The 23,231-nt window shown below is 52.2% G+C and carries 23 protein-coding genes and 1 other RNA gene; 11 read left to right on the forward strand and 13 right to left on the reverse strand.

All coding sequences use genetic code 11. The features are described from left to right. Nucleotides 1-20: 20 nt before the first annotated feature. The gene (locus ACJJIW_RS09975; protein WP_444937238.1) at nucleotides 21-215 is read right to left on the reverse strand and encodes a hypothetical protein; all 195 of its coding nucleotides are present in this window, start codon (nucleotides 213-215) and stop codon (nucleotides 21-23) included. A gap of 328 nt (nucleotides 216-543) precedes the next feature. Between ACJJIW_RS09975 and ACJJIW_RS09980 the strand changes: the two genes are divergently transcribed. From ACJJIW_RS09980 to ACJJIW_RS09995, 4 genes are read left to right on the forward strand one after another with little or no spacing between them, the layout of a single operon-like run. Then, nucleotides 544-1,056, forward strand: coding sequence for a hypothetical protein (locus ACJJIW_RS09980; protein WP_444937239.1), 513 nt, complete (start codon nucleotides 544-546; stop codon nucleotides 1,054-1,056). A 2-nt stretch (nucleotides 1,057-1,058) separates the two neighbouring features. Further along, complete coding sequence (locus ACJJIW_RS09985; RefSeq protein ID WP_444937240.1) at nucleotides 1,059-1,253, forward strand: hypothetical protein; 195 nt, start codon at nucleotides 1,059-1,061, stop codon at nucleotides 1,251-1,253. After that, nucleotides 1,237-1,401 (forward strand): hypothetical protein, encoded by a 165-nt coding sequence (locus ACJJIW_RS09990; RefSeq protein WP_444937241.1) that lies wholly within the window; start codon nucleotides 1,237-1,239, stop codon nucleotides 1,399-1,401. Before ACJJIW_RS09985 ends, ACJJIW_RS09990 begins: the two co-directional genes overlap by 17 nt. Before the next feature lie 22 nt (nucleotides 1,402-1,423). Next, on the forward strand, nucleotides 1,424-1,618 hold the full coding sequence (locus ACJJIW_RS09995; RefSeq protein WP_444937242.1) for a hypothetical protein: 195 nt from the start codon (nucleotides 1,424-1,426) through the stop codon (nucleotides 1,616-1,618). 681 nt (nucleotides 1,619-2,299) lie between these two features. On the opposite strand, the gene ACJJIW_RS10000 is transcribed toward ACJJIW_RS09995, so the two are convergent. Next, nucleotides 2,300-2,440, reverse strand: a complete 141-nt coding sequence (locus ACJJIW_RS10000; protein ID WP_444937243.1) for a hypothetical protein — start codon at nucleotides 2,438-2,440, stop codon at nucleotides 2,300-2,302. A gap of 2,164 nt (nucleotides 2,441-4,604) precedes the next feature. Between ACJJIW_RS10000 and ACJJIW_RS10005 the strand changes: the two genes are divergently transcribed. Then, a complete protein-coding gene (locus ACJJIW_RS10005) occupies nucleotides 4,605-5,507 on the forward strand; it encodes a putative phage abortive infection protein (protein WP_444937244.1) in 903 nt (300 codons plus the stop codon). Between the two features lie 485 nt (nucleotides 5,508-5,992). Here the strand turns inward: ACJJIW_RS10005 and ACJJIW_RS10010 are convergent, their stop codons facing one another. From ACJJIW_RS10010 to ACJJIW_RS10045, 8 genes are all read right to left on the reverse strand, one after another. Continuing rightward, on the reverse strand, nucleotides 5,993-6,244 hold the full coding sequence (locus ACJJIW_RS10010; protein ID WP_444937245.1) for a hypothetical protein: 252 nt from the start codon (nucleotides 6,242-6,244) through the stop codon (nucleotides 5,993-5,995). A 768-nt stretch (nucleotides 6,245-7,012) separates the two neighbouring features. Then, complete coding sequence (locus tag ACJJIW_RS10015) at nucleotides 7,013-7,483, reverse strand: hypothetical protein (RefSeq protein WP_444937246.1); 471 nt, start codon at nucleotides 7,481-7,483, stop codon at nucleotides 7,013-7,015. Further along, the gene (locus tag ACJJIW_RS10020; RefSeq protein ID WP_444937247.1) at nucleotides 7,483-7,908 is read right to left on the reverse strand and encodes a hypothetical protein; all 426 of its coding nucleotides are present in this window, start codon (nucleotides 7,906-7,908) and stop codon (nucleotides 7,483-7,485) included. Before ACJJIW_RS10020 ends, ACJJIW_RS10015 begins: the two co-directional genes overlap by 1 nt. Before the next feature lie 1,018 nt (nucleotides 7,909-8,926). After that, complete coding sequence (locus ACJJIW_RS10025) at nucleotides 8,927-10,168, reverse strand: tyrosine-type recombinase/integrase (RefSeq protein WP_444937248.1); 1,242 nt, start codon at nucleotides 10,166-10,168, stop codon at nucleotides 8,927-8,929. A 234-nt stretch (nucleotides 10,169-10,402) separates the two neighbouring features. Beyond that, nucleotides 10,403-10,792: a transfer-messenger RNA gene (gene ssrA / locus ACJJIW_RS10030) on the reverse strand. Between the two features lie 173 nt (nucleotides 10,793-10,965). Further along, nucleotides 10,966-12,312, reverse strand: a complete 1,347-nt coding sequence (locus tag ACJJIW_RS10035; protein WP_444937249.1) for a sodium-dependent transporter — start codon at nucleotides 12,310-12,312, stop codon at nucleotides 10,966-10,968. A 40-nt stretch (nucleotides 12,313-12,352) separates the two neighbouring features. Continuing rightward, the gene (gene smpB, locus ACJJIW_RS10040) at nucleotides 12,353-12,832 is read right to left on the reverse strand and encodes an SsrA-binding protein SmpB (protein WP_282931304.1); all 480 of its coding nucleotides are present in this window, start codon (nucleotides 12,830-12,832) and stop codon (nucleotides 12,353-12,355) included. 15 nt (nucleotides 12,833-12,847) lie between these two features. Then, nucleotides 12,848-14,266: a sodium-dependent transporter gene (locus tag ACJJIW_RS10045; RefSeq protein WP_282931305.1), complete on the reverse strand. Its 1,419-nt coding sequence runs from the start codon at nucleotides 14,264-14,266 to the stop codon at nucleotides 12,848-12,850. Nucleotides 14,267-14,456: 190 nt separating this feature from the next. Between ACJJIW_RS10045 and ACJJIW_RS10050 the strand changes: the two genes are divergently transcribed. Together ACJJIW_RS10050 and ACJJIW_RS10055 are read left to right on the forward strand one after the other, a co-directional pair. Continuing rightward, nucleotides 14,457-14,897 carry a type II toxin-antitoxin system RatA family toxin gene (locus ACJJIW_RS10050; RefSeq protein ID WP_413663280.1) on the forward strand — a complete coding sequence of 147 codons (441 nt, stop codon included), beginning with the start codon at nucleotides 14,457-14,459 and terminating at the stop codon, nucleotides 14,895-14,897. Further along, complete coding sequence (locus tag ACJJIW_RS10055; protein WP_444937250.1) at nucleotides 14,894-15,247, forward strand: RnfH family protein; 354 nt, start codon at nucleotides 14,894-14,896, stop codon at nucleotides 15,245-15,247. The genes ACJJIW_RS10050 and ACJJIW_RS10055 overlap by 4 nt, the downstream gene beginning before the upstream one ends. Here ACJJIW_RS10055 and ACJJIW_RS10060 read toward each other — a convergent pair. Next, nucleotides 15,244-15,588, reverse strand: coding sequence for an outer membrane protein assembly factor BamE (locus ACJJIW_RS10060; RefSeq protein WP_282931308.1), 345 nt, complete (start codon nucleotides 15,586-15,588; stop codon nucleotides 15,244-15,246). The two genes, ACJJIW_RS10055 and ACJJIW_RS10060, sit on opposite strands and share 4 nt — an antisense overlap. 278 nt (nucleotides 15,589-15,866) lie before the next feature. On the opposite strand from ACJJIW_RS10060, the gene fur reads away from it, so the two are divergent. Next, nucleotides 15,867-16,277, forward strand: coding sequence for a ferric iron uptake transcriptional regulator (fur, locus tag ACJJIW_RS10065; RefSeq protein ID WP_282931309.1), 411 nt, complete (start codon nucleotides 15,867-15,869; stop codon nucleotides 16,275-16,277). A gap of 50 nt (nucleotides 16,278-16,327) precedes the next feature. On the opposite strand, the gene ACJJIW_RS10070 is transcribed toward fur, so the two are convergent. Both ACJJIW_RS10070 and recN read right to left on the reverse strand, forming a co-directional pair. Continuing rightward, complete coding sequence (locus tag ACJJIW_RS10070; RefSeq protein WP_282931310.1) at nucleotides 16,328-16,927, reverse strand: 1-acyl-sn-glycerol-3-phosphate acyltransferase; 600 nt, start codon at nucleotides 16,925-16,927, stop codon at nucleotides 16,328-16,330. A 281-nt stretch (nucleotides 16,928-17,208) separates the two neighbouring features. Then, complete coding sequence (gene recN / locus ACJJIW_RS10075; protein WP_444937251.1) at nucleotides 17,209-18,876, reverse strand: DNA repair protein RecN; 1,668 nt, start codon at nucleotides 18,874-18,876, stop codon at nucleotides 17,209-17,211. Between the two features lie 228 nt (nucleotides 18,877-19,104). Between recN and grpE the strand changes: the two genes are divergently transcribed. The 3 genes from grpE (at nucleotide 19,105) to dnaJ (ending at nucleotide 23,148) form a co-directional block, all read left to right on the forward strand. Next, nucleotides 19,105-19,725 (forward strand): nucleotide exchange factor GrpE, encoded by a 621-nt coding sequence (gene grpE, locus ACJJIW_RS10080; protein ID WP_282931312.1) that lies wholly within the window; start codon nucleotides 19,105-19,107, stop codon nucleotides 19,723-19,725. A 123-nt stretch (nucleotides 19,726-19,848) separates the two neighbouring features. Continuing rightward, complete coding sequence (gene dnaK, locus ACJJIW_RS10085) at nucleotides 19,849-21,795, forward strand: molecular chaperone DnaK (protein ID WP_282931313.1); 1,947 nt, start codon at nucleotides 19,849-19,851, stop codon at nucleotides 21,793-21,795. Nucleotides 21,796-22,023: 228 nt separating this feature from the next. Beyond that, complete coding sequence (gene dnaJ / locus ACJJIW_RS10090; RefSeq protein WP_282931314.1) at nucleotides 22,024-23,148, forward strand: molecular chaperone DnaJ; 1,125 nt, start codon at nucleotides 22,024-22,026, stop codon at nucleotides 23,146-23,148. Nucleotides 23,149-23,231: the final 83 nt, after the last annotated feature.

A 23,231-nucleotide genomic window follows, 5' to 3' on the forward strand; every position in this document is an offset into this window, starting at 1 on the left:
CAGCTAATATAGAATTTAACTTATCGTGATGATTTGCACTTTCTACTTGCGTAGCTTTTAAGGTGCATCATTGCGGCAGACTTAGGTTTTAATCCGCGTAGTTCGGTTGTTTGAATCTCTCCATCAGGCAGGTATACATGCAAGATGTCATCATCAACACTATATTCCGCTGATATTTCTTGCCCATTGAACTCAGTCGATATTTCTTGATTCACATCGGTTTCCTTTCGATATCAGAAAGTGAAACTACACACCGTAGTTACTCACCAAAAGCCCATTGCTGCTCTTTATTCACAGATGAGATTGTTACTTTTTGATGGTACATAGTTATCCACCCAATGTCTTCCATCGCTAGCTGGGCCCAAATGAAAATTGGGTGCTGAATGTGCAGTGTTGAATTAAGAAAGTGGCTTATTTTCCTAAATATTTTTATTGGTACCATGGTGTGATAAATATAGGTAAGTCTTGCAAGTTCAGCACATTGCCGCATAAACATGTGTATCGTAATATCCCCTTGCTTCGTTAAGCAGGGGAAAGGATTCGATGCTTGCAACACATCAAGACGCTGAAAGGCGTTATGGGGTAATTAGAACTCAGGTATTGGCGGTGGCTGAGGAACTAGTTAAGGGTGATTATCCAGGGTTAAAACTCACAACTATCAACGAGGTGGTTTTAAAGGCAGCTAAAGGCTGGGAGGCTCACCCTAATCGGCGCGTCAACTGGGAGTGGGCTGAGGTTTATCCTGAAATTAAGTTCCGCTACCCAAAGCGCTTTGAGTGTGCTGTATGGAATGGGGAGTGCCTTAACGCTTTATCATTTGGTCGTCCTACCTACTCTAGTGGTAGTCTTCGGTTGGATTTCGTAGAGGCCAGCCCTGCTAAGCGGGAGAACTCGGTATTCAATATTATTATTGTTGCGATGCAGACCTACGCAGATGTGTTAGGGGCTAATGAGCTGCGAATCATGCGCCCGATTAATGATGTAGTGAAATCATATTATGCAACGTATGGGTTTACTTATGTTGCCAAGGGCGACTACCTATTTAAGAGGATTTAGTTATGGGGAAGGTCACTGATATCCGTGATAAAAAGCCCCGGAAACCTGTCTCTGTCGAAGAGGCTGCTAAACGCGCATACAGGGAGCTTTATCGAAAAACCCCGGTAGAAGATGAGCCGCAAGAATTGATTTCAGGCAAAACTGACGCTGAAGGCCGCATGGTGCTAGAGGATGACGACGATGAAAAAACCGAGTAATAAGAAAGACCCCAGGCACTTAAGCCCAGCTGAAAAGCAGATAGTCCCACTACCGGAAGAGGTGGACCCTAAAGATGTGGCGATGAGAGCGCGAATTGTAGCCTTTCAGCACATGGTTAAGGTAAAGCACAACACTCGAAACAAATAGCAGACCGCTTGTGTAGCGCAGCATGGCCGGTGAAACGCATCCCCTTAAAGGGACTCCAGAATACGAGCAATGGGGAAAGGAGTGGTTGAAGAAGCGGACTCAAGAACTGCTTTCCGCTGATTGTGATTTTGACCAGGTAGGGCTTCTTAGTGGTGGCAAGCGCGCTATGCGTGATGAGAACCCGGACGGGAAACCTGACCTGAAAGTAGTTAAATAGACTGCATATCGGCCACCCACCCAAAAACGCTTAAGCTGGCCAGCTGTTAATACCGGAATCCCGGTATTTAGACCTAGCTCTTTGGCCCCTTAAGGGCTCTTGATAACTGGACAAATTTGTACGGTTTCTCTCCAATCGATGCCCTTGGCCGCAAGGGTATCTCTATCGCCTCCTTGTATAAATAAACAGTGCTTTCAATTCCGAAGATTTCCCCACTTTACTTGCTGAGCTAATGACTGACAGTTGTGGATAAGCCTTCTCTCTACGGCTAAGCCAGAATTCTAGCTTAGGTCAAAAAGTAATCGTCTTAGCTGGGCATGGCAGTGCGACCCATCTATTTCATGCCTAGCTCAGGCGACAGGTCCCAACCGTAAAACGGTCATCACAGCAATGGAGCAGCTAGAGGAATCGGGGCTAACTGTCCGCGTCAAATCTAACGGCTCCAGCAATCAATTCACTTTAAATTTTGGCCAAACAACCAGGCCCAAAAACGGTACTAGTCCCAAAAGCGGGCCAGGTCCAAAAACGGACAAAACCAGTACCAAAAACGGACCACGAATCTAAAAAGAAACTAAATGAACCTAAAAATATTACTAGGGGATTGGATTTTTCATCTTGGCCGAACGAGCCAGGTGCGGAAGTTCTTCGGGATTGGAAAAAAGTACGCAAAGCCACGCTGGCTCAAAATGTTGTCAGCCAGGTTGCCCACAGCTCCACCTGGCTAACCAGCACGGCTACAGCGTTGACGACTGCCTCGCCGTTTGCTGTGAGTGCGAGGGATGAGGATTCCAGTTCCAGTTGCGGCTGAATCATGAAAACCAAGGGAATGGATTCCCTGTGTAACTCTCTCCGTTTCCCGCTGCCCTTAAAGCTGCCTCTAAGGCTTCCTGATGGCTTTTATCGCTCAATTGGTATGATGGGGTGGGCAAGGATTAAAACCCAACAGTAAGCCTCTGAGGTGCGTTTTCGAGTGTTGAAGGTGCAGGCGCAAAATCTATCGTGTGATGTTTGATTTTCAAGCTTGTACGGCAGTGCCAGAAATGGGTGAATCCTGGGTTGCGCACTCTCAGACTGGTTACTTAGTCCAGTATTTACTTTGTTATATTCTTTACTTTGTTGTGTCGGATTTACCGTATCCGGTGAAACCGTATCTGGATTATCCGTATCCGGTTTTTCAGGAAGTGGATTGGGAAAAGCGGGTCTGCGTTTGGACAGCGTTGAAACTGCCTAACTTCAGCTCTGCTCGAATTGTTTCTGGGCTTTATCTTTCTCGACCATCACTAAGGCGGTTCTAAGCGCTCCTGCCGGGATTTATTTCTTTCTTGCTGTGATGGGGTGGCCTTTAGTTAAAGGCCGCGAAACAACCTCTCAATTGGCCTCAACGCGATTTCGCTAAATTCATTCTTTTGTGCTGGTTTGTATGGCTGGGGGTGATTTTCAAATCTCCCTGCGAGAGTAAGCCCAAGCCGGTTTCTTGTTCGGTGTTTGGTTGCCATTGCGCCTTAGGTGAATTGGCAGATTTATTTTGAATTTATTTTAACCTGCAAGGTAGGTTCATTGACTGGTTCAAAAGAGTGACTGGTTCTGGGTGCAGGAGATTCACTACCCCCTAGTGCAGGAGATTCACCACGTGGTGCAGGAGATTCACTACCCTGCTCCAATCGAGTTAACGAAGTATTAGATTAACTGACTGGTTCAAAGAGTGACTGGTTCTGGTGCCATCTCTTACCCCACCCCCTATGCCAGGAGCTGCTATAGGTGTGCTATCTCCTGCTACACCCCCAGAGCGGGAGATTGTTTATCAGGGGCTCGCATGTGTAATGAGAAAATATGCAAATCTGCACAGTTTCTAATTCGAACGAATTTCAGTTTTACATCTGCGAGGTGAGTCCAGATTCAAAGTGTAGATTTACACTGTGGTACATCGATTAAGTGTGCCTGCGCCTTGTTTCGTGCCTGCTGGTTTACTACTGGTTCTTACTGGTTTTATAGAGACGGACGTGTTGTCATTTTCACCGGTTGGGTGCTCAGATTTCACCGGTTCGTGTTTTATTTTCACCGGTTGAGAAGCTGCATTCAATGCTCTTGTGTACCAAGATGTGAATTTACATCTTGCCCAACCCATATCATCCAGGGCGATTTAGTGCAGTGCATTTTTGCTTGTCGCTTGCCGAAGGGGGCCCATTTTAGGGCTCCCATGTCGCTGACGGCAGGGCTAGAGCCAGCGCCTGAAGCTCTTCAATTTCATCCTGTGATTTACCCATAAAATCAATGGCATACTAGACATGACCCCATGCCTTGAAAGCGGTCGATAAGTGCAGCCAACCCCCACAAACGACTTCCAAAAAACCTTCACTTTAGCCATCACGCAACGCTATTCAGGTGTTTTGGCCAAGGCGTTGAGGGTTGAGGCTCTTAGATATGAAATCCAGAAGGGTAAGCGCTGGGCGCACACCCCGGGAACATTGGTTTCAATCCCGTCATTTCGATGGGTTAGGGTTTCGACCGTGCATATACCTTGCGCGCACCGAGGCAGCCTCAAAGGGTTGCGTTTGAAACGTGACTCCTGACTCTGCTAGCGCGCGTACTGGTCGCAAAACTCTGAGAGGGTGACAATGGGGCGCACCTTGTGCTGAAAGGGCCTCTGTGGCTCTCTGGGCCGCTTTGCTGGCCTTGGGGGGTGCGTTTTAGTGCTGCTTAGGGAGCACCTCAGTATTTCTCAGTAAGAATTGCGAACAAAGACCATATTGGTACGTTAGTGCACCTCATGTCTGTGGCTTGCTAATTGAGCTGCAAAAATCTTTCCTTTGATTGTTTTAATGAGTCAGGCAAATCGACACGGTTCCACATCCGGATTAACCTCTGAGTTTCTGGCACACATGCCACATGTCTGTTTTCTTGTGGCAAGTGATGTAAATAAGCCTCAAGACTAGGGGCGTTTATGTCATTCATAATCGTATAGCTGAGTAGTAAGGGAGTTCTCAGGGTGGAAGTAGATACTAATCAAATAGATACCGCTCCTAAGTGGAGGTCACTAATTAGAGACTTCAAGTGGCTAATTGCTATGTCACTTATCATCGCTATTTGCGCTGGGGTGATGTACGCATCTATGTTTAATGGAGGGCTTTCTACTGACAATGGGGATTGGGGTGCTTTTGGGGATTTTATGGGTGGGGTCTTAAATCCTATTTTTGGCTTTACCGGGCTTATGGCTCTATTGCTGACTATCTCCATGCAGAGTGAGGAGTTAAGTAACTCAACGAAGGAGCTGAGGAATTCAGCAGACGCCCTCAAGGAACAAAGTGAATCTTTAAAGAGACAGAATTTTGAGAACACTTTTTTCCAGTTGATACGGCTTCACAATGATATCGTGAGTGATATTGACCTGATAGCTACGCACGTTAATCGCGCCACAAAGGGCAGGGACTGCTTCACTGTATTTTTTAAGCGCTTAGAGAGAGAATATAAGAAAGCTGAGCCAGCTAAAGTTGGTTTGCGAGACATCATTGAATCTTCCTTTTTAAAGGTTTACCGAGAATCAGAAGGAGATTTAAGTCATTATTTCAGGAATTTATATTCTTTATTGAGATTTGTTGATGAGGGAGGGGGAGCCAAGGAAGACAAGCAGTTCTATGTCAGAATTATTCGGTCGCAATTATCCATTTATGAAATTGGTATGCTCTTTTACAATGGTCTTTATGGGGAAGGCAGAGATAAATTTAAACCATTAATTGAGAGGCATGCGCTATTCGACAATCTAGATTCGAGCATATTAATAAATGGAGATATTTATAGCGATATCTATTCCCTAGGTGCTTTCAGCAATGGGAGTACAGGCACAACCGGTAATGCATTACCTTCAGTAAATGTAGCCTGTGACACTGCTTAATAACTTCATGAGGGTATCTGTGGCTGTAAGGGCTCCTGTGGCCTTCCGGGTCATTTTACTGTTCTCGGAGGTGTATTGTACTGGTGTCTCTGAGTAACGCTTAGAGGTCACCTCAGTATCTCTCAGTAATTCCACTTCGCTATCACTCGCATTTCAAATGTGAGTGGGCTAAAAGCCTCTCAACTCACGCTCAGAGCACCAGACCCCGAATTCGGGGTTTGGGCTGCCAGCTCTCAATATCACCTTAATATTTCTTAATGTTTTGGGGCTGAGTGGTCCCACGCTCGTTTTGTACTCTGACTCCTTGAAACCAAGGAGTGAGATAGTCCTGCCCTGCGGTAAGGCTTTACCCTTCGAGGTTTCAAATGTGAAAGGGCCAAAGCGGGAATTCCCGCTCTGGTATGACCTTGAAGGTCTGCTGGCCTCCCTCGGTAAGGATGCCCTGTTTCAAGGCCCCCTTGCACTATGAGCCAGCTAAAAACCTCTCACTGCTTGCCCTCCAAGCGCTCCAGGTCTTCCCTCTCACAGTCGATTAGGTTTGCCCATTCATCGGCAAGGTGGGCGCCGATAACTGCTAGCTCTTGGCTGGTGGTGTTGCTCTCGGATATCTGGCTGATGCTGTGGAAGAGAGTGCGCAGCTTGTTCAGTGACTCAAGGCTGAGGTTTGCGAGGTCGATTGAACGGCTAAGGAAGTTATCGGCTTGAGGGATAGATTCAACTGGGGCTTGGTTTGCCATGGTCTGGGCTCCTGATATTGGGTGAGCCGCTGCCCTTGAGGTTCCAATCTCAATTGGGCGGCGGGCTGACTGGGTTGGAACTACCGCTATCAGGAACGGCGGGCACAAGGCCCCCCAGAAAGCCCACCATAACAGGGTGAGACCATAGAGGTCTGGGCACAAAAAAACCGCATACAGGGTAGGCGGCTTCGGGGCGCCTGATAGTTTCGGGGTTCCAATCCCGGTTACGGATTTTGCCGCAACGCCTCCAGTATGCTTGCCCAGTGTAAAGCCTTTCAATGCTGGGCGTCGAATGTGATGCCAATATTTTTGGGGGCGCTTGGCTGCCCAAAACTCTCACATGTGAATCAGGCTTGATGGCGTCACGAATTGTTGCCCCACTTTGGGCGCTAACTGCATGAAAGGCGTTTGCAAGCTGATGAACCCGAATTAATCATCTGGCACCAGAGGTGGGCTTCGATTCAAGCCGACCTACTCTCATAACAGACTAACGATTTCCCATCGGGCAGCTGTTAGGGGTATCAGTTATCAGGTGGTCAACCCCTATTGCTTAACCGCTATTCTCACGCTGACTCAGTGATGTGAGGCCCACGCACTGTATGGAGCATTAGAATTGGTTAACTATGGGTATGGCTAAGTATAAGACTCTCCAATATGAGACTAGTGAGGCCCAAAAAAGGGCTGTTAGTCCTTCATATTGGTACTGCTGGCGCTCGTATCATCTGTTTTCCTCTTTAACTTGTCTCATATTGGAGTAGGTAGAGGTAGTTAGTCCTCCAATATGAGACTGGTAAAATCGAAATTTGCAGGAGCCTTGAGGGTTGGTTTTAGCTTCCAGGTTGAGGGGTGGGTGCACCAATACCCCAGTGACTGGCGTCCTGGCATAATCCCTTCTCGAAATTCAGTTCCATTTTTTGGTTCATCAATCCCAAACCAAGTCGCAGCTAACAGGGTTGGGCAGCCTCGCTTCTTAACTCCTTTTCGAGTGACAACGAATATTCCTGAGTGCTCCAGCTCCCCAAGAGCCCGGTAAAGTGTTCCCTTGGCCCATCCATAGTCCCTCATAATCGAAAAGCAGGCCGACAGGTGGCCATTGTTATTTCCTTTGTACTGAACCATGACGTTATTCAGCAGCTTATGGGCTTGGGCGCCTAGCCCCCGGAAGCGGGGGCTATCGTAAACACGGTGCGGGCATTGGATGTAGCTGCCGTTTTCAGGCTTCTGTCTCCGTTTTGCCATTAGTCCTCCAGCAGATTTAAGGACTTTACTCGCTGGCATTCGCTGTCAGGTAGCCAGTAAACGCCATGACTTCCTGCAATTCCGTCTCGGTCAATATGCCCCTCCATTCGGCATTTAACAGCTATTCCTCGCTTTCTAAGTTGCGATACGATTTCGGGACTATTACTTGCCCCGGTGACTTTATCTAACTCCTCTCGGCAGCATGACCGCTTAACAAGAGTTTTGAGTGCTCGCATTTGCCTGGCGGTAAGGCGGCGTTGTTTACCCGGCGGGAAAAGTGCCAGCTGCTCTTTATTGGGGGTCGCCCAGTTGGTGCTGTGGGGCGTGCTTAAAACTACTCCAAATAGCGATTCACTGGTATTATTTATGGGCTTGGTTTTTTGGTCGGGGCCGCTCTGTTCTGGGGCGGTTCTGATTGTTTTCATGATTCCTCCCGTTAGCTCTGAGCTTCTCTAATGAGTTTTTGGCGAAGGTCTACTAAATACTCTCCCTCCCATACGGTTGTTTTTGGTCCCAGCTTAATGCCGGGTTTGACACGTCCATCTGAAACCCACTTCCACCATGTCGAAAGGCCAACGCTATATAAATTCGCGCAGTCCTTTGCTCGATAAAGAGCGTCTCGGTTAATGGTGTTTGTGTGCTCGACAGTCCCAGCCATAAGGCTTCCTCTCTTTAGAAACAAAAAAACCCGCACTAGGCGGGTTGGGTTTGAAAACTAGATGTAAAAAACTTTGCTGCTACGCGGCCTCTCTTGAAGAGGTGTTTAAAAGTGCTCCTCCTTTGAACTCAAATTTCAGGCATAAAAAAACCCGCACGCGGCGGGTTTAGTGGTTTGAATCTGTAATCTTCGGGGCTGCAGGCGCCTGACTAGAGGCGCTTAATTTATCAGCGATTCTCTATCTTTCAGGCACAAAAAAGCCCGCTCGCGGCGGGCCTTCTAAGATTTTGTGGGCTGCTCATACTGCTCGGCAGCCTTGCATATATTCGACCATACGGGCGTATGTGTTGCAAGTTTTCTGGGGCTTTTGTGGGTTGCTCCGCACGAATCGGCAGCTTGCCTCAATTTAATGTCTAGACGGCTAGCCGTCAAGGTGGTTTTGTGCGCCACAAGCTTCGACTGGATTAAAATACAGTACTTGTCTCAAGCCCTTCGCAGAAATCGGCAGCTTGCCAAAAAATAGCGTGTACACGTGTAAACTGTCAAGGCGGCACAGGGCCACAGTAGGTTTGTAGGGGCCAATTTAAGTCGGCTTGGTAGTTAAGTATGAAATTATATTTTGTTTCAACAGTAAGAGGCAGTGTGGTTTTAATTGTGACAATTAGAGGCTTTAAGAATCCTTGAAGAGAGGCGTCGTGCAGAAATCGACAGCCTACCTAAATTTAATCCCCGGGCGCCCGGGGAGTCAAGGCAAGCTTAGATTTACTGGGTGTTATTCCTGAGTGTTAAGTGCTTGAATTGTTTAATCTGAAATTAGCGACTACTACATTTTCTATCCCTACTTGAGCTCTCAGGTTGTCTAAATAATCTGCCCACTTCTGCATCATTGCAGCTCTCTGCTCAAGGTGCTTGGTGCGGTTATAGGCACGCCCTAGTGTGTCTTTCACTTCATGGGCCAGCTGGTGCTCGATGTAGTCCACACGGAAGCCCAGAACTTCATCCAGCAGGGTGCGGGCCATAGCGCGGAAGCCGTGGGCAGTCATGGTTTCATTGTCATAGCCCAGCGACCTGAGCGCAGTCCTCACGCCGTTGTCAGACAGTGGGCGGCTCTGGCCTCGAGCTGATGGGAAAATATATTTGCCACGGCCAGTTAGCGGCTCCAGTTCTTGAAGTAGTGCTAGTGCTTGTTCTGCCAGCGGGATAATGTGCGGCTGGCCCATTTTCATTTTTTCGCCGGGCAGCTCTATTTGCTTGGCTTCCCAATTAATTTCGGTCCACTCCAGCTTACGCAGCTCTCCAGGGCGGCAGAATAGGAGCGGCGACAGCTTCAGGGCTGCTCTCACTACTGGGGTGCCTTGGTATTCGTTTATGGCAGTTAGTAGGCGCCCAACTTCAGCAGGGTCGGTAATGGCTGCCAGGTGTTTTTTCTTGGTGGGGGTGAGTGCGCCGGTCAGGTCTGTGGTGGGGTCGCGGTCGGCCCTTCCGGTGGCCACGGCAAAGCGGAACACTTGGCTGGCTACCCGCTTTACCCGGTGGGCTGTCTCCAGGGTGCCCCGGCTTTCAATACGACGCAGACAGCGCAGCACTTCCGGTGGGGCTATCTCGGAGATAGGGCGCTTGCCCAAATAGGGTTTTAGGTCACGCTCTAAAGCGAGGGTGGCGCGGTCCTTTGATGAGTTGGATAGGTGTGCCATCTTGGCGGCGAACCATTCATCACTAACAGCGGCGAAGCTGTTGCGATTGGCTTCCAGGTTGGATTCTCGACGGACGCGCTTTACATCGCGTGGGTCTATACCTTGGGCAACATATTCCTTAGCCTCCCTGGCTGCCTCACGGGCTTTAGCAAGGCTGACCGATGGGTACACCCCCAGCGCCAGGTCGCAGCGTTTTTCATGTAAGCGAAAGCGGAATATCCAGCGCTTGGTGCCGTTGGGCTTTATCTCCAGGTAGAGGCCCTTGCTATCACTCTCCAGGTATTTCTTGTCTCTGGGCTTGAGGGCTTTAGCTTTGGTATCTGAAAGAGGCACGCTCTTGTCTCCCTGCGACTATCTGAGGGCGACGGGTCAACCCCGCGTACTTCCTTGCCCTCCGGCAATTTGGTGGGGTCAGTGGCGCAAATCTGCTCGACCCCACAATTAACCCCACCAAAAATGGCTGGATTTGGTGGGTTTGAGTTAGATTAACTGGGATTGGTCAGATAAGCAAAAACCCCGGAAACACTAGGTTTGCGGGGCTTTCGTGGGCTGTCTGAGACAGCAATTTGGTGGAGATGGCGGGAGTCGAACCCGCGTCCGTCAGCACTCTGCCAGAGGCTCTACATGCTTAGCTCCGTCTATTGATTTAACCCATTACAGCCCGGCGGTCAGGACGTATAGGGCGATCCCGAAATTTGTTTAACCGCTTACCCACGGGTATGGCTTGCGGCGATCCAGTTCTGTATAACAGTCTACAGCGCGATACTGGAACCTTGCTGAAGACTGCTAAGGGGCGAACCCTTAGTTAGCGCTTCACAAGCTGCTTACGCAGCGAGTTGGGCACCGTAGTTGTCGTCGTTGGCAACTAATAAAATACAGCTTTGGATTTACGAGATTCGCTGCCATCTCGGCATGCACCCAAGGTTTCGTAACCGGCGTCGAATCCAAGTCATCCCCGATAAGAAACACTCATGTGTGTCACCTAAGTATACCTCAAAATTCACGTTAGCAATAAATTTTATGTAATTGGCATTTGAGCGATCAGAGTCGCTTTAGTCAGGCGCTTTGAGGGAGGGCTTAGGTGGGAAGGGGGTTCCCGGCGGTGAGGTACCGCCGGGAGGGAGATCAGCTTAGCGAATGGACTGCACGAAAGCGGTCAGGATCAGCAGTGGGCAGACGATGCGCACGTACCAGGGCCAGATCTTCCAGAACAGGGTCTGTTCGATATCTTCGTGGCCTTTTTTGAGCTCACTCAGCAGCTGATCGCGGCGCCAGATCCAGCCAGCAAAGATACATAGTGCAATGCCGAGCAGAGGTTGGCCGTATTCGGTGCTGATGCTGACTGCCAGTCCGAAGAGGGCGTCGAAGTTGTAGATGATGCCGCAACTCACGCCGAAGATGATCAGGCCAACGATCGGGGTGGCGATGCGGCGAGGGATATTCAGGTTCTCGATAGAGAAGGCCACCGGTACTTCCAACATGGAAATGGAGGAAGTGAGGGAGGCGATAACCATCAGCGCGAAGAAGGCGATGGCGACGAATATCCCGGCTTCACCCATGGTGTCGAACAGTGCCGGCAGCACTTGTAGGATCAGGCTTGGGCCGGCGATCAGGGAGCCGTCGGCAGAGAAAATCTGGGTGCCGGCTTCCTGGGCTACGTACATGGCGGGTAGGATCAGCAGGCCCGCTGTGAAGGCGATGCCCACATCAATCAGGGTTACCAGGGCGCCGAGGCGCGGCAAGCTCTCCTGCTTGCTCAGGTAGGAGCCGTAGATCAGCATGGTGCCTACACCCAAGGACAGGGAGAAGAAAGCCTGGCCCATGGCGGAAATTAGCAGATCCGGGGTGAAGTGGTCGAAATTGGGCATCAGGTACACTTCCAGGCCGGTCAGGGCGCCGGGCTGGGTGAGTACGTAGCAGATCAACAGCAATAACAGGATGATCAGCGATGGCATCAACAGGGTGGACCAGCGCTCGATCCCCTTTTCAACACCACTGGCGATAATCAGCATGGTAAGACCACTGAAGATGGCAGTCATGATCATATTGCGATCGGTGCTGTTGCCGGCCAACCACTGGGCCGCCTCTTGGGCGCCGAACAGGCCGGCGAAAGGTTCGGCCAGGTGGGCTACCATCCAGCCCGCCACAATGGCGTAGAAGCTCAGGATCAGGGAGGCCACCAGGATGCCGCCGAAGCCGGTCAGGCCCCCGAAAAAGCGGCTGATGGGCCCGTTGGAAATGGAGCGTAGCGCCTGCACCATATTGCGGCGCGCGTGGCGGCCGATGGTGAGTTCGGCCATCAGGGCCGGATAGGCGAGCGCAAAGGCTAGAAATAAGTAGGCGACTACAAAGGCGGCGCCGCCGTTACTGGCGGCCTTGGTTGGAAAGCCCCAAATATTGCCGAGACCAACGGCGGAGCCCGCCGCAGCCATCAAAAAGCCAATATTCGAGCTGAACTGTCCTCGCGGTGCACTCATGGTAAATCCCGTAATTATTCTTCTAATAGTTCACTGTGCACTATTTGTGCGCCGAGCGCATTAGGCGCTGCTTTTCGCGGTTCCAATCGCGCTTCTTCTCAGTCTCGCGCTTGTCATGGCTCGCCTTACCTTTAGCAAGGCAGACTTCGCACTTCACCAGATGCCCTTTCCAATACATGGCTGTAGCAACCACAGTGTGGCCTTTCTGCTCAACAGCGGCGATCAGCTTGGAAAGCTCGCGCTTGGTGAGCAGCAGGCGACGGGTGCGGTCGGGCTCGGTAACAAAGTGGGTGGAGGCACTGGGTAGCGGCTGGATGTTGGCACCCAGCAGCCAGGCTTCCCCGTTTTTGAAAATGACATAGCTGTCGGTCAGCTGGGCTTTGCCCTCCCGACAGCTTTTGACTTCCCAGCCTTTCATCTCAACGCCCGCCTCAAACTTTTCTTCAATGAAATAGTCGTGGCGGGCCTTCTTGTTGAGGGCGATGGTATTGGATGTTTGTGCTTTCTTTTTCTTGGCCATGAAAACTACGAGTGACTATATAAAACTGTGTCCAAAAAACTTCAGGGCCACGGTATTGATAAAGATAAGCAGCAGTATCAATGGGATAAAAGTGCCCAGGGAGAAGTTAACGTATTTTTGCGAAAACGAGCCTGCAAAGTTGCTGTCACCTTCTTGCAGCTCTTTATCAAAATTGGATTTCTTCCATTTGTAGATCACGAACAGACATACCAGCAGGCCGTTTAAAGGCAGGATGGTGTCGTAGAAGATGATCTCCACCAAATCGAAGAACGACTTGTTTGCGCCGGCCAGTTGTACAAACTCTGTAAACCAAGTGGCCATACCGAATGATACGGCGCAAGCGATGGCGAGTACAAATTGAACTGCCGCGACGATGTAAATGGCCTTCTTACGCTCCATGTTGCGCTCGTCGCGCAGGGTGGCGATAGGCACTTCGATAATGGAAACCAGTGAGGTGATGGCGGCAACCAGTACCAGGAAGAAGAAGATGGCCGCTACGGCGCTGGCGCCTATGTAACCGATTCCGTCTTGCAAAGCGAGGAAAATCTTTGGCAGGAACAGGAAGATCATACCGGCGGAGGAGTCGCTCAATTCTGCCGGATCAATCTGCGGGTTAAAGTGGAAAATACTCGGCAAAATCAGCAGGCCAGCAGTAAAGGCTACCAATGTGTCAGTAATCGCTACGGCGCGGGAGGAACCGGGGATGGAGTCCTTCTTCTTCATATAGGAGCCGTAGGTAATCATGATGCCCATTCCCAGAGACAGGGAGAAGAAGGCCTGGGCCATGGCTTTACTGATTACGTTGCCATCAATTTTGCTGAAGTCGGGTACCAGGTAGTACTGCAAACCGAGGGCGGCGTTATCCAGGGTCAATACAAAGAAGACCAGTCCCAGTAACATCACAAACAGCATGGGCATCAGGGTTTTTGCGGCCCGCTCAATACCGTCTTTAACACCCATAGCGAGAATGGCATTAATGATCAGCATCAGGATGACCAGGTAAATAAATACCGTGGGAGTATTGATAAAGTGGATAAAGAAATCCGGGGTGGCGAGCTTATCCAGGTTGCCGGAGAAGATTTCTACCAGGTACCCCATTACCCAAACGGTGACTACCAAATAAAAAACCGCGATCATAAATGGGGTGATTAGGGCCAGCCAACCGGGAATACTCCACAGCGTGGAGCCCTTGGATATCTCGCGATAGGCCCCGACAGGGTCTTTGTCTGAGCGGCGACCCATAGCGAGTTCAGCCATCATCACCGGCAGGCAGATCAGGAATACGAAGAGAGCGTAGACCAGTAAGAAGGCGCCGCCCCCGCTTTTGGTGGCTGCTACAGGGAATGCGACCAGGTTGCCAATACCGACGGCGGAACCTGCGGCGGCCAGGATAAAGCCCAGCCTTGACCCAAAATGCTCTCTCACTGCGGTCATAAGTACTCTCGCTATTATTTTTTGAATGCTTGTAGTTTTTGATACATCGGCTGGGGCAAATTGCTCCCCACCAGTAAAAAATGCGATTGTTACAGGAATTGTCTTGCTTGAGTAGCGTCGACTGGCAAAATTAGCCGTTCAACGGCAATCCCAGGTAATTTTGCCTGATGGACTGGATTAGACAGTAGGAATGACTGAAATAGAACGCAGTGCGCTGGTGATGTACAGCGCAGAACAAATGTTTGATCTGGTCAACGATGTGGCCAGCTACCCGCAATTTTTGCCCGGCTGTCGCGCTGCGGAGATTATTCACAGCGATGACACCACTTTAGAGGCGCGCCTGGATTTGTCGCGCGCGGGTATAAAGCAGAGCTTTGTGACTCGAAATCAGTTGGTGCGTCCCAAGTCGATGACACTCAAACTGGTGGATGGCCCCTTCGAGCAGTTTGAAGGGCTGTGGGAATTTACTCCACTGGCTGAAAATGCCTGTAAGGTGAGTTTCACCCTTTCGTTTTCGATGAAAAATCGATTGATCGCGGCGGCTGCGGGAAAAATTTTCAGTGACCTGGCTAACCAGATGGTTGCAGTTATGTGTGAGCGCGCTGAAGAAGTTTATGGGAAACCCCAATGACAGAAGAGAAAACAATCTCGGTGGAGGTGGTGTACGCACTGCCCCATGAACAGCGATTGATGCGTTTGTTGGTGTCTGAGGGCACCACTGCGCGGGAGGCGCTAATTCGCTCGGGAATTCCCAGGGAGTATCCTGAAGTTGATCCGGATACTGCAAAGATGGGCATTTTTGCCCAGGTGCTGGGGAGTAAGGGGCTGCCGCCGGCAGAAAGTTATGTCCTGCAACCTGGGGACCGGGTTGAGGTATATCGCCCTTTGATCGCCGATCCCAAAGAGGCGCGCAAGCAGCGCGCCGAAAAAGCCAAGCGTATGGCTGAGAAGAAGAAAGGCGCCGCGGGGGCGTCCTCTTAGGGCCAGCCTGTGGGCTGCCAGTCGCCGCTGGTGGCTACCAGGGAGTCTTCGTCAAAGTAAACGCTAAAGGTCTTTTGGGTGATATTGCCTTTCTTGTCGCGAAGGCGATTGACGTAATCCCAGCGGTTGGGATTGTAGGTATCTTCCAGCAGCGGAGTGCCCAAGACAAACTGTACCTGGCGTCGAGTCATCCCTGGCTTCAGCTGATCCACCATCTCCTGGGTAATGATATTGCCCTGCTGCACTTCAATACGGTGTACACCGGGGAATTTTACGAGTGTGCAGGCTCCCAGCAAGCTGCAGAAGAAGGCGATGGTGAGAAATCTCAGACTAGGCGGCATTCATTGCTCCATTATTCGGTTTCAAACGGCAGCGCTCACGCTGATTTCTTACAAACAGTCAGTTTAGTCCCAAGTGGAGAAAAAAAGTTCCTCCACCTACCAGTTCTGCTCTAAGTGAGCAGTACGGGGTTTCTCTGACTCCGTAGGGCATGGGATAATACCTGAAGAGTTGGCTCGCTGACAGACGGGACTCCAGGGTCGGAATCCTTTATAAATGGCCGCTGTGGGTTTGGGCAACTTCGGATAACTTTTAAAATCCTGCCGGGAAATATTGATACATGTCGAATGAAAACCAGGAATTGCGCAAGGCTGGCCTCAAGGTCACTCTGCCGCGGGTAAAAATTCTGCAATTGCTCGAAAGCACCAGTGAGCAGCATTTGAGTGCTGAGGATGTCTATAAGCTATTGCTGGAAGCGGGAGAGGATGTTGGCCTAGCTACTGTGTACCGGGTGTTAACCCAGTTTGAGAGCGCGGGCCTGGTTGTGCGCCACAATTTCGATGGTGGCCACTCTGTATTTGAGTTGGACCGTGGTGATCACCACGATCACATGGTGTGCACCGATACCGGTAAGGTTATCGAGTTCCACAATGAAGAGATTGAGGAGCTACAACGCCAGATCGCTGAAGAGCACGGCTATGAGCTGACTGGCCACAGCCTGGTTCTGTATGTGACAGAAAAAGAGAAGTAATTCTTCCGGGTGCGGTATTCACCGCACCCTTCAAATGCTTATCCTGAGTGTTACGACTGGCAGGGTGGAGTGTAAAGCTCTGGGAACTTGCCAATTTTATCCGCGTAAAATTCCTTGAGCTTCAACAGCTCGGCTTCCAGGTTTTCACCGAATTGAGCTATCGGGCCGATGCCCACTTCTTTTTTGGGGAAGCTGATATAGCCCAGTACCACCGGGACCCTGGCGTTGCGGGCGATATGGTAAAAGCCGGTCTTCCAGCGTTCCGCCAAACCGCGAGTGCCCTCGGGGGGGATAGCGATAACCAGTTCTTTGCGCAGTTTGAATTGCCTGGCGGTGGCATCCACCAGGTTGTTGGCTTTGCTGCGGTCTACGGCGATACCGCCGAACCAGCGCATGGGGCCACCCAGGGGGAAAGTAAATAGCTTGTCTTTGCCCATCCACTGCGGGGTCATCTTCAGTTTGAGTGCGGCGAGGATAAAGTAATAGCCATCCCAGTTAGTGGTATGGGGGGCGCCGATCAAAACATACTGCTTTAGTTTGAGAGACTGCTCGTCAGCTTTGACACGCCAGCCGTGCAACTTCAGTAGCACCCGTGCAACCAAGCGGAGGATTGGGGTGACAATGGGGGTGTTGAAAATCGTTCTCTGCATAACCTCGGCCGGGACTACTCATACATCGAAAAATAAGCCGCCAAGTATATGGTGACTTTACCTGCCACTCCCAGTCATATTTGTTCGTTTGTCCTAAATCGGCACATATATCCGACGAAAGGGGTGGTTTACCGGATTGTGTGGCGGTCAATTATTGATCTACGGTATAAGATTGCTTACCAAAATGCACCATTTTTGACCTTTGGTGACGCTTGGTGCTGGTACCGTATGGAGGGAGCGAGGCTGACTCTATAGCCAGCCCGAGAGAGGAATTTGGAGAGTTAAATTCTCTCCAGCATTTCCTCGGCATGAGCCAGGGATTGGGCGGTGGGGGCGCCGCCGAGCATGCGCGCCACTTCTTCGCGGCGCTCGCCGTTGGTGAGTTCGCGCAGGGCCACAAAAACACTTTCGCCATCGCTGTGCTTCTCCACCAGGTATTGGCGGTGGGCTCGCGCCGCTACCTGGGCCAAGTGGGTCACACAGATCACCTGGCCGCTGCGGCCATTGCGGGTTTCCCCCAGTTGGCGCAGCAGGCGGCCCACCACATCACCGGTGGCACCGCCAATACCCACATCCACCTCGTCGAATACCAGGGTGGGGGTGCGGGAGGTTTGCGCAGTTACCACCTGGATTGCCAGGCTGACCCGGGAGAGCTCACCGCCGGAGGCAATCTTGCCTAGGGGGCGAGGCGGTTGGCCCGGGTTGGTGGATATTAAAATTTCCGCTTCCTCGAGTCCCTGGCTATTAGGCGTATCCAGCTTTTGAAGTGATAGCTCTACTCGAGCGTGAGGCATGGCCAAATCGGCCAGCTGGTCGTTCACGGCTTCTGCCAGTGAAGTTGCTGCTTTGCTGCGCAGTTTGCTGAGCTTGCCGGCAACTTTTCTGTACTGCCTTTCCAGTTCTTCACAATCTGCGGCTAGGCGCTCCAGGGCATCTGGGCTGCCGATATCGTCCAGCTCTGCCTGTAACTGTTGCTGTAGTGCCGGCAGCTCCTGCGGTTGGACTCGGTGTTTGCGCGCCGCCTGGTAGATGGCGCTGAGCCTGTCTTCAACCTCGGAGAGTCGCTCCGGGTCCATCTCGAAGCGGTCGATATGTCGGGAGAGGGTGGCTGCGGCTTCATCCACCTGGATGCGCGCGCTGTCGAGCATCTGCGCCACTTCCACTAACGCCGGAGCCTGCCCGGGCATGGAGGACAGCAGTTGCAGGGCGCGGTGTAGCTGTTCGGCGATATCGCCCTCACCGCCGGACAGGAAAGCGGCCAGCTGGTAGCTGCCATTGAGGATTTCTCCGGCATTGGCCAGCTGTTGTTGTTCGCTCTCGAGGGACTCTATTTCCCCTTCGCTCAAGCCAAGTTGATCCAGTTCCTTAAGCTGGTATTCCAGCAAGTGGCGGCGGGCTTCGGCTTCTTCGGCGCTGTCGGCCAGGGTGCGATAGCGGCGATAGTGATCCCGCCAGGTTTTGAAGCGGCTGCGGGTCTCTGCGGCGAGTTCCTGGGCCTGGGCGTATTCATCCAACAGGCGCAGGTGCGTTTCTTTCTTCAGCAGGGATTGGTGCTCGTGCTGGCTGTGGATATCGATCAGCTGTTCGCCCAGGGCGCGCAGCTGCAACAGCGTGACCGGTTGGCCGTTGATATAGGCGCGGGAGCGGCCGTCGGCGCCGATGGTGCGGCGCAGAATGACTTCCTGCCCGGCGTCCAGCTCCTGGGATTCGAGCCAGCTGGCGGCGCTGGGGTGCTCGGCGATATCAAAGGTGGCGCTGATATCGGCGCGATTGGCGCCGGTGCGTACAAGCTCAGCGCTGCCGCGACCGCCCAGCGCCAGGCCGAGGGCATCCAGGGTGATTGACTTACCCGCGCCGGTCTCACCGGTCAGGGTGCTGGTACCGGGACCAAACTCCAACTCCAGTTGGTCCACCAGGGTGAATTGGCTGATAGACAGATGCAGCAGCATAGAGATCGCTTGTGTCCTTGCTAATCGGCGGGCGCCCGGCCCAATTAGTGGTTATTTATACAGTATTCGCTCCCGCTTAGCTATAGGGGCGGGGCCACATTACTCTGAGGATGTGCGCTAGCGCGAAAAACCACTTGAACTGTGCGGGGATGTCCCCATATAGGCTCCAGTGCCCGCGAGACGGGCTCAACTCACATTACTGACAGAGTCGACGCGACGGAGAAAGCAGTGGCCAGAGAGCGCAGCGAAGAAGATCAGATTAAAGAGGGGGCGGAGCACGCACCAGCTACAGACGAGGGTGTTTCAGCAGAGATTGAAGATCCTTCCTCTATAGAAAGCGAACTTGCCGAGGAAGCCCTGCGGGAAGAGGCCGAAGGTGCCGATGCCCTGCACGAGGAAATTATCAAGTTGCAGGAGCAACTGGCAGCGCACAAGGATATGGCCCTGCGCGCCCAGGCGGAAGAGCAGAATGCCCGCCGCCGCGCGCAACAGGATATCGAACGCGCGCGCAAATTTGCGGTAGAGAAGTTGCTGCAGGACTTGCTGCCTGTAGTGGACAACCTCGAGCGCGCACTGGCGACGATCGATACGGCTGACGAAGCCAACAAGGCCTTGGTAGAGGGTATCGAGCTGACTCACAAATCTTTCGTTGAAACCCTGACGAAAAATGCTGTGGAAGTTGTCGATCCAGCGGGAGAGCCCTTCGATCCGGAATTGCACCAGGCCATGACCCAGGTGCCCAACGGCGAGGTGGAGCCGAACACGGTTCTGGATGTGTTTCAGAAAGGTTATCGCCTCAATGGCCGCCTGGTTCGCCCGGCCATGGTGGTGGTCAGCAAAGCGCCGTAACGGCAGAAGTGTAAAGCGGCCTTGAAATTTTTCGGCCGGCACCAATATAGCTGACATCAAGAATTATTCGCGCGATGCAAATAGAACAGAGCTGGCAGCGCGCATCAAAAGAGGATTTTACAGATGGGAAAAATTATCGGCATCGACCTGGGTACCACTAACAGCTGTGTAGCGGTACTGGATGGTGACAAAGCGCGTGTAATCGAAAACGCCGAAGGCGATCGCACTACACCTTCTATTGTTGCCTTCACTGACGACAACGAAATTCTGGTAGGTCAGTCTGCCAAGCGTCAGGCGGTGACCAATCCCCAAAATACTCTGTTTGCGGTTAAGCGTTTGATCGGTCGTAAATTCAAAGATGACGTTGTCCAGAAAGATATCAAGATGGTTCCTTACACCATCACTGAAGCTGACAACGGCGACGCTTGGGTAGAAGTGAAAGGCGATAAAAAAGCTCCGCCGCAGATCTCTGCCGAAGTCCTGAAGAAAATGAAAAAGACTGCAGAAGATTTCCTCGGTGAGAAAGTTGAAGCTGCAGTAATTACCGTACCGGCTTACTTCAATGACTCCCAGCGTCAGGCCACTAAAGACGCCGGCCGCATCGCGGGCCTGGACGTTAAGCGTATTATCAACGAGCCGACTGCCGCTGCACTGGCATACGGCCTGGACAAGCAGGGCGGTGACCGCACTGTAGCGGTATACGACCTGGGTGGTGGTACCTTCGATATCTCCATCATCGAAATTGCCGACGTAGACGGCGAGAAGCAGTTCGAAGTACTGTCCACCAACGGTGACACTTTCCTCGGTGGTGAAGATTTCGACCTGCGCCTGATCGAATACCTCGCAGACGAGTTCAAGAAAGACCAGGGCATCGACCTGAAAGGTGACCCCCTGGCAATGCAGCGCCTGAAAGAAGCTGCGGAAAAAGCCAAGATCGAGCTGTCCTCCAGCCAGCAGACCGAAGTCAACCTGCCGTACATCACTGCAGACGCCACTGGTCCCAAGCACTTGGTGGTTAAACTGACCCGCGCCAAGCTGGAAAGCCTGGTAGAAGAGCTGGTTACCCGCTCCCTGGAGCCGGTAAAAATCGCTCTGCAAGATGCCGACCTGTCCGCTTCCGGTGTAGACGAAGTGATCCTGGTAGGCGGTCAGACCCGTATGCCAATGGTTCAGCAGAAAGTAACCGAGTTCTTCGGCAAAGAGCCGCGCAAAGACGTTAACCCCGACGAAGCCGTTGCCATGGGTGCTGCTATCCAGGGCGCCGTACTGTCCGGTGACGTTAAAGATGTACTCCTGCTGGACGTAACCCCGCTGACCCTGGGTATCGAAACCATGGGTGGTGTTGCGACTCCGCTGATCGACAAGAACACCACTATCCCCACCAAGAAGTCCCAGGTTTTCTCCACTGCGGATGACAACCAGACTGCGGTAACCATTCACGTGGTTCAGGGTGAGCGCAAACAGGCTGCACAGAACAAATCCCTGGGTCGTTTCGACCTGGCCGATATCCCACCGGCACCGCGCGGCATGCCGCAGATCGAAGTAACCTTCGACATCGATGCCAACGGTATCCTGCACGTACACGCGAAGGACAAGGCCACTGGTAAAGAGCAGTCCATCGTGATCCAGGCTTCCTCCGGCCTGTCCGAGGACGAGATCGATAAGATGGTTCAGGACGCTGAAGCCAATGCTGAAGCGGACAAGCAGTTCGAAGAGCTGGTGCAGACTCGCAACACGCTCGACGGCCTGATTTCTGCGACCAAGAAGACTCTGGAAGAAGCTGGGGACAAAGCTACCGCTGAAGAGAAAGCAGCTATTGAAGCGGCTGTTACCGAAGCGGAAGAAGCGGTTAAAGGCAATGACAAGGCCGCTATGGAAGCTGCAACTACCAAGCTGACTGAAGCTTCCGGTCCGGTTGCCCAGAAGATGTACGCCGAGCAGGCTCAAGCCGCTGGTGCTGAAGGTGCCGCTGGCGCTGGTGCCCAGGGTGAGCAGCAGTCCTCCGCTGGCGACGACGCAGTAGACGCAGAGTTCGAAGAAGTTAAGGACGACAAAAAAGAAGGTAAGTAAGCGTTCGCTTGCAATTCCGGTGGCAGCTTTTAAAGTGGCCACCGGAGAACTTCAGGGGCGCGGCGCCTTACTTTCAGAGGCCCGCGCCCTGTGTTGTTTCAGGTATCCGCCAATATTTGCCGAGTTTTCGCAGTTTTGGTGGTGCTCCGTTCGCGGAGCTTAGTTAGAAACCGAGAAGTAGAAAGAGAGTTTGGCCGTTCTTGATGCCGGACCAGAGAACATAGTTTTATGTCGAAACGCGATTATTACGAAGTCCTCGGCGTCGAGCGCGGCGCTTCGGATGCAGAGCTGAAAAAAGCCTACCGCCGGGTGGCAATGAAGTTTCACCCGGACCGCAATCCCGATGACAAGGAATCGGAGAACAAATTCAAGGAGGCCAATGAGGCCTACGAGGTTTTGTCGGATTCCGAGAAACGCGCAGCTTATGACCAGTTTGGCCACGCCGGTGTGGAAGGCCAGATGGGCGGTGGCGGCGCCGGTGGATTCGGTGGCTTCTCCGATATTTTCGGCGATGTGTTCGGCGATATCTTCGGTGGTGGCGGCGGTGGCCGTCGCGGCGGCCCTGCTCGCGGTTCCGATCTGCGCTATGACCTGGAATTGGACCTGGAAGACGCAGTGCGCGGCACCACGGTCAAGATTCGCGTTCCGACTCTGGCAGCCTGTGGTACCTGTAGCGGTTCCGGTGCCAAGCCCGGTTCCTCTCCGCAAACCTGTGGCACCTGTGGTGGTGCTGGCCAGGTGCGTATGCAGCAGGGTTTCTTCTCTGTTCAGCAAACCTGCCCCAACTGTCGCGGTCGCGGGACCACTATTTCGGATCCCTGTGGCAGCTGTCACGGTCGCGGTCGTGTAGAGGAAACCAAAACCCTGTCCGTTAAGGTACCGCCCGGTGTGGATACCGGCGATCGCATTCGCCTGTCTGGTGAAGGTGAAGCCGGGCCCGATGGCGGCCCCGCTGGTGACCTCTATGTACAGGTAGTGGTAAAAGAGCACGATCTGTTCCAGCGCGATGGCAAGAACCTCTACTGCGAAGTGCCGATTAGTTTCGTTTCCGCTGCCCTCGGTGGTGAGCTGGAAGTGCCGACTCTCGACGGTAAAGTGAAGCTGAAGATTCCTGCGGAAAGCCAGACCGGCAAGCTGTTCCGCCTGCGCGGCAAGGGTGTTTCCCCGGTTCGCGGTGGTGCAACTGGCGACCTGCTGTGTCGCGTTGTGGTAGAAACTCCAGTGAACTTGTCCGGCAAGCAAAAAGACTTGCTGCAAGAGTTCTCTAATACCCTTAGCGAAAAGAAAAATTCACCGCGTCAGACCGGTTGGTTTGAAGGGGTGAAAAACTTCTTTGGTGATATGAAGCTTTAATCGCTGTTAGCACCGGCAAAACCTTAAATTGTTTTGCGGGTTGCCTATTCAAAAAGGCTCGAGAGCATTAGCTTTCGAGCCTT

The sequence above is a fragment of the Microbulbifer maximicatervae (SeqCode) genome, assembly GCF_052467815.1.

Excerpts from the sequence above, each read along its gene's own strand:
- ACJJIW_RS09980 (WP_444937239.1), top strand. The coding sequence starts at position 544 with ATGCTTGCAACACATCAAGACGCTGAAAGGCGTTATGGGGTAATTAGA.
- ACJJIW_RS09985 (WP_444937240.1), top strand. The coding sequence starts at position 1,059 with ATGGGGAAGGTCACTGATATCCGTGATAAAAAGCCCCGGAAACCTGTC.
- ACJJIW_RS09990 (WP_444937241.1), top strand. The coding sequence starts at position 1,237 with ATGAAAAAACCGAGTAATAAGAAAGACCCCAGGCACTTAAGCCCAGCT.
- ACJJIW_RS09995 (WP_444937242.1), top strand. The coding sequence starts at position 1,424 with ATGGCCGGTGAAACGCATCCCCTTAAAGGGACTCCAGAATACGAGCAA.
- ACJJIW_RS10010 (WP_444937245.1), bottom strand. The coding sequence starts at position 6,244 with ATGGCAAACCAAGCCCCAGTTGAATCTATCCCTCAAGCCGATAACTTC.
- ACJJIW_RS10015 (WP_444937246.1), bottom strand. The coding sequence starts at position 7,483 with ATGGCAAAACGGAGACAGAAGCCTGAAAACGGCAGCTACATCCAATGC.
- ACJJIW_RS10020 (WP_444937247.1), bottom strand. The coding sequence starts at position 7,908 with ATGAAAACAATCAGAACCGCCCCAGAACAGAGCGGCCCCGACCAAAAA.
- ACJJIW_RS10035 (WP_444937249.1), bottom strand. The coding sequence starts at position 12,312 with ATGAGTGCACCGCGAGGACAGTTCAGCTCGAATATTGGCTTTTTGATG.
- smpB (WP_282931304.1), bottom strand. The coding sequence starts at position 12,832 with ATGGCCAAGAAAAAGAAAGCACAAACATCCAATACCATCGCCCTCAAC.
- ACJJIW_RS10045 (WP_282931305.1), bottom strand. The coding sequence starts at position 14,266 with ATGACCGCAGTGAGAGAGCATTTTGGGTCAAGGCTGGGCTTTATCCTG.
- ACJJIW_RS10050 (WP_413663280.1), top strand. The coding sequence starts at position 14,457 with ATGACTGAAATAGAACGCAGTGCGCTGGTGATGTACAGCGCAGAACAA.
- ACJJIW_RS10055 (WP_444937250.1), top strand. The coding sequence starts at position 14,894 with ATGACAGAAGAGAAAACAATCTCGGTGGAGGTGGTGTACGCACTGCCC.
- ACJJIW_RS10060 (WP_282931308.1), bottom strand. The coding sequence starts at position 15,588 with ATGCCGCCTAGTCTGAGATTTCTCACCATCGCCTTCTTCTGCAGCTTG.
- fur (WP_282931309.1), top strand. The coding sequence starts at position 15,867 with ATGTCGAATGAAAACCAGGAATTGCGCAAGGCTGGCCTCAAGGTCACT.
- ACJJIW_RS10070 (WP_282931310.1), bottom strand. The coding sequence starts at position 16,927 with ATGCAGAGAACGATTTTCAACACCCCCATTGTCACCCCAATCCTCCGC.
- recN (WP_444937251.1), bottom strand. The coding sequence starts at position 18,876 with ATGCTGCTGCATCTGTCTATCAGCCAATTCACCCTGGTGGACCAACTG.
- dnaK (WP_282931313.1), top strand. The coding sequence starts at position 19,849 with ATGGGAAAAATTATCGGCATCGACCTGGGTACCACTAACAGCTGTGTA.
- dnaJ (WP_282931314.1), top strand. The coding sequence starts at position 22,024 with ATGTCGAAACGCGATTATTACGAAGTCCTCGGCGTCGAGCGCGGCGCT.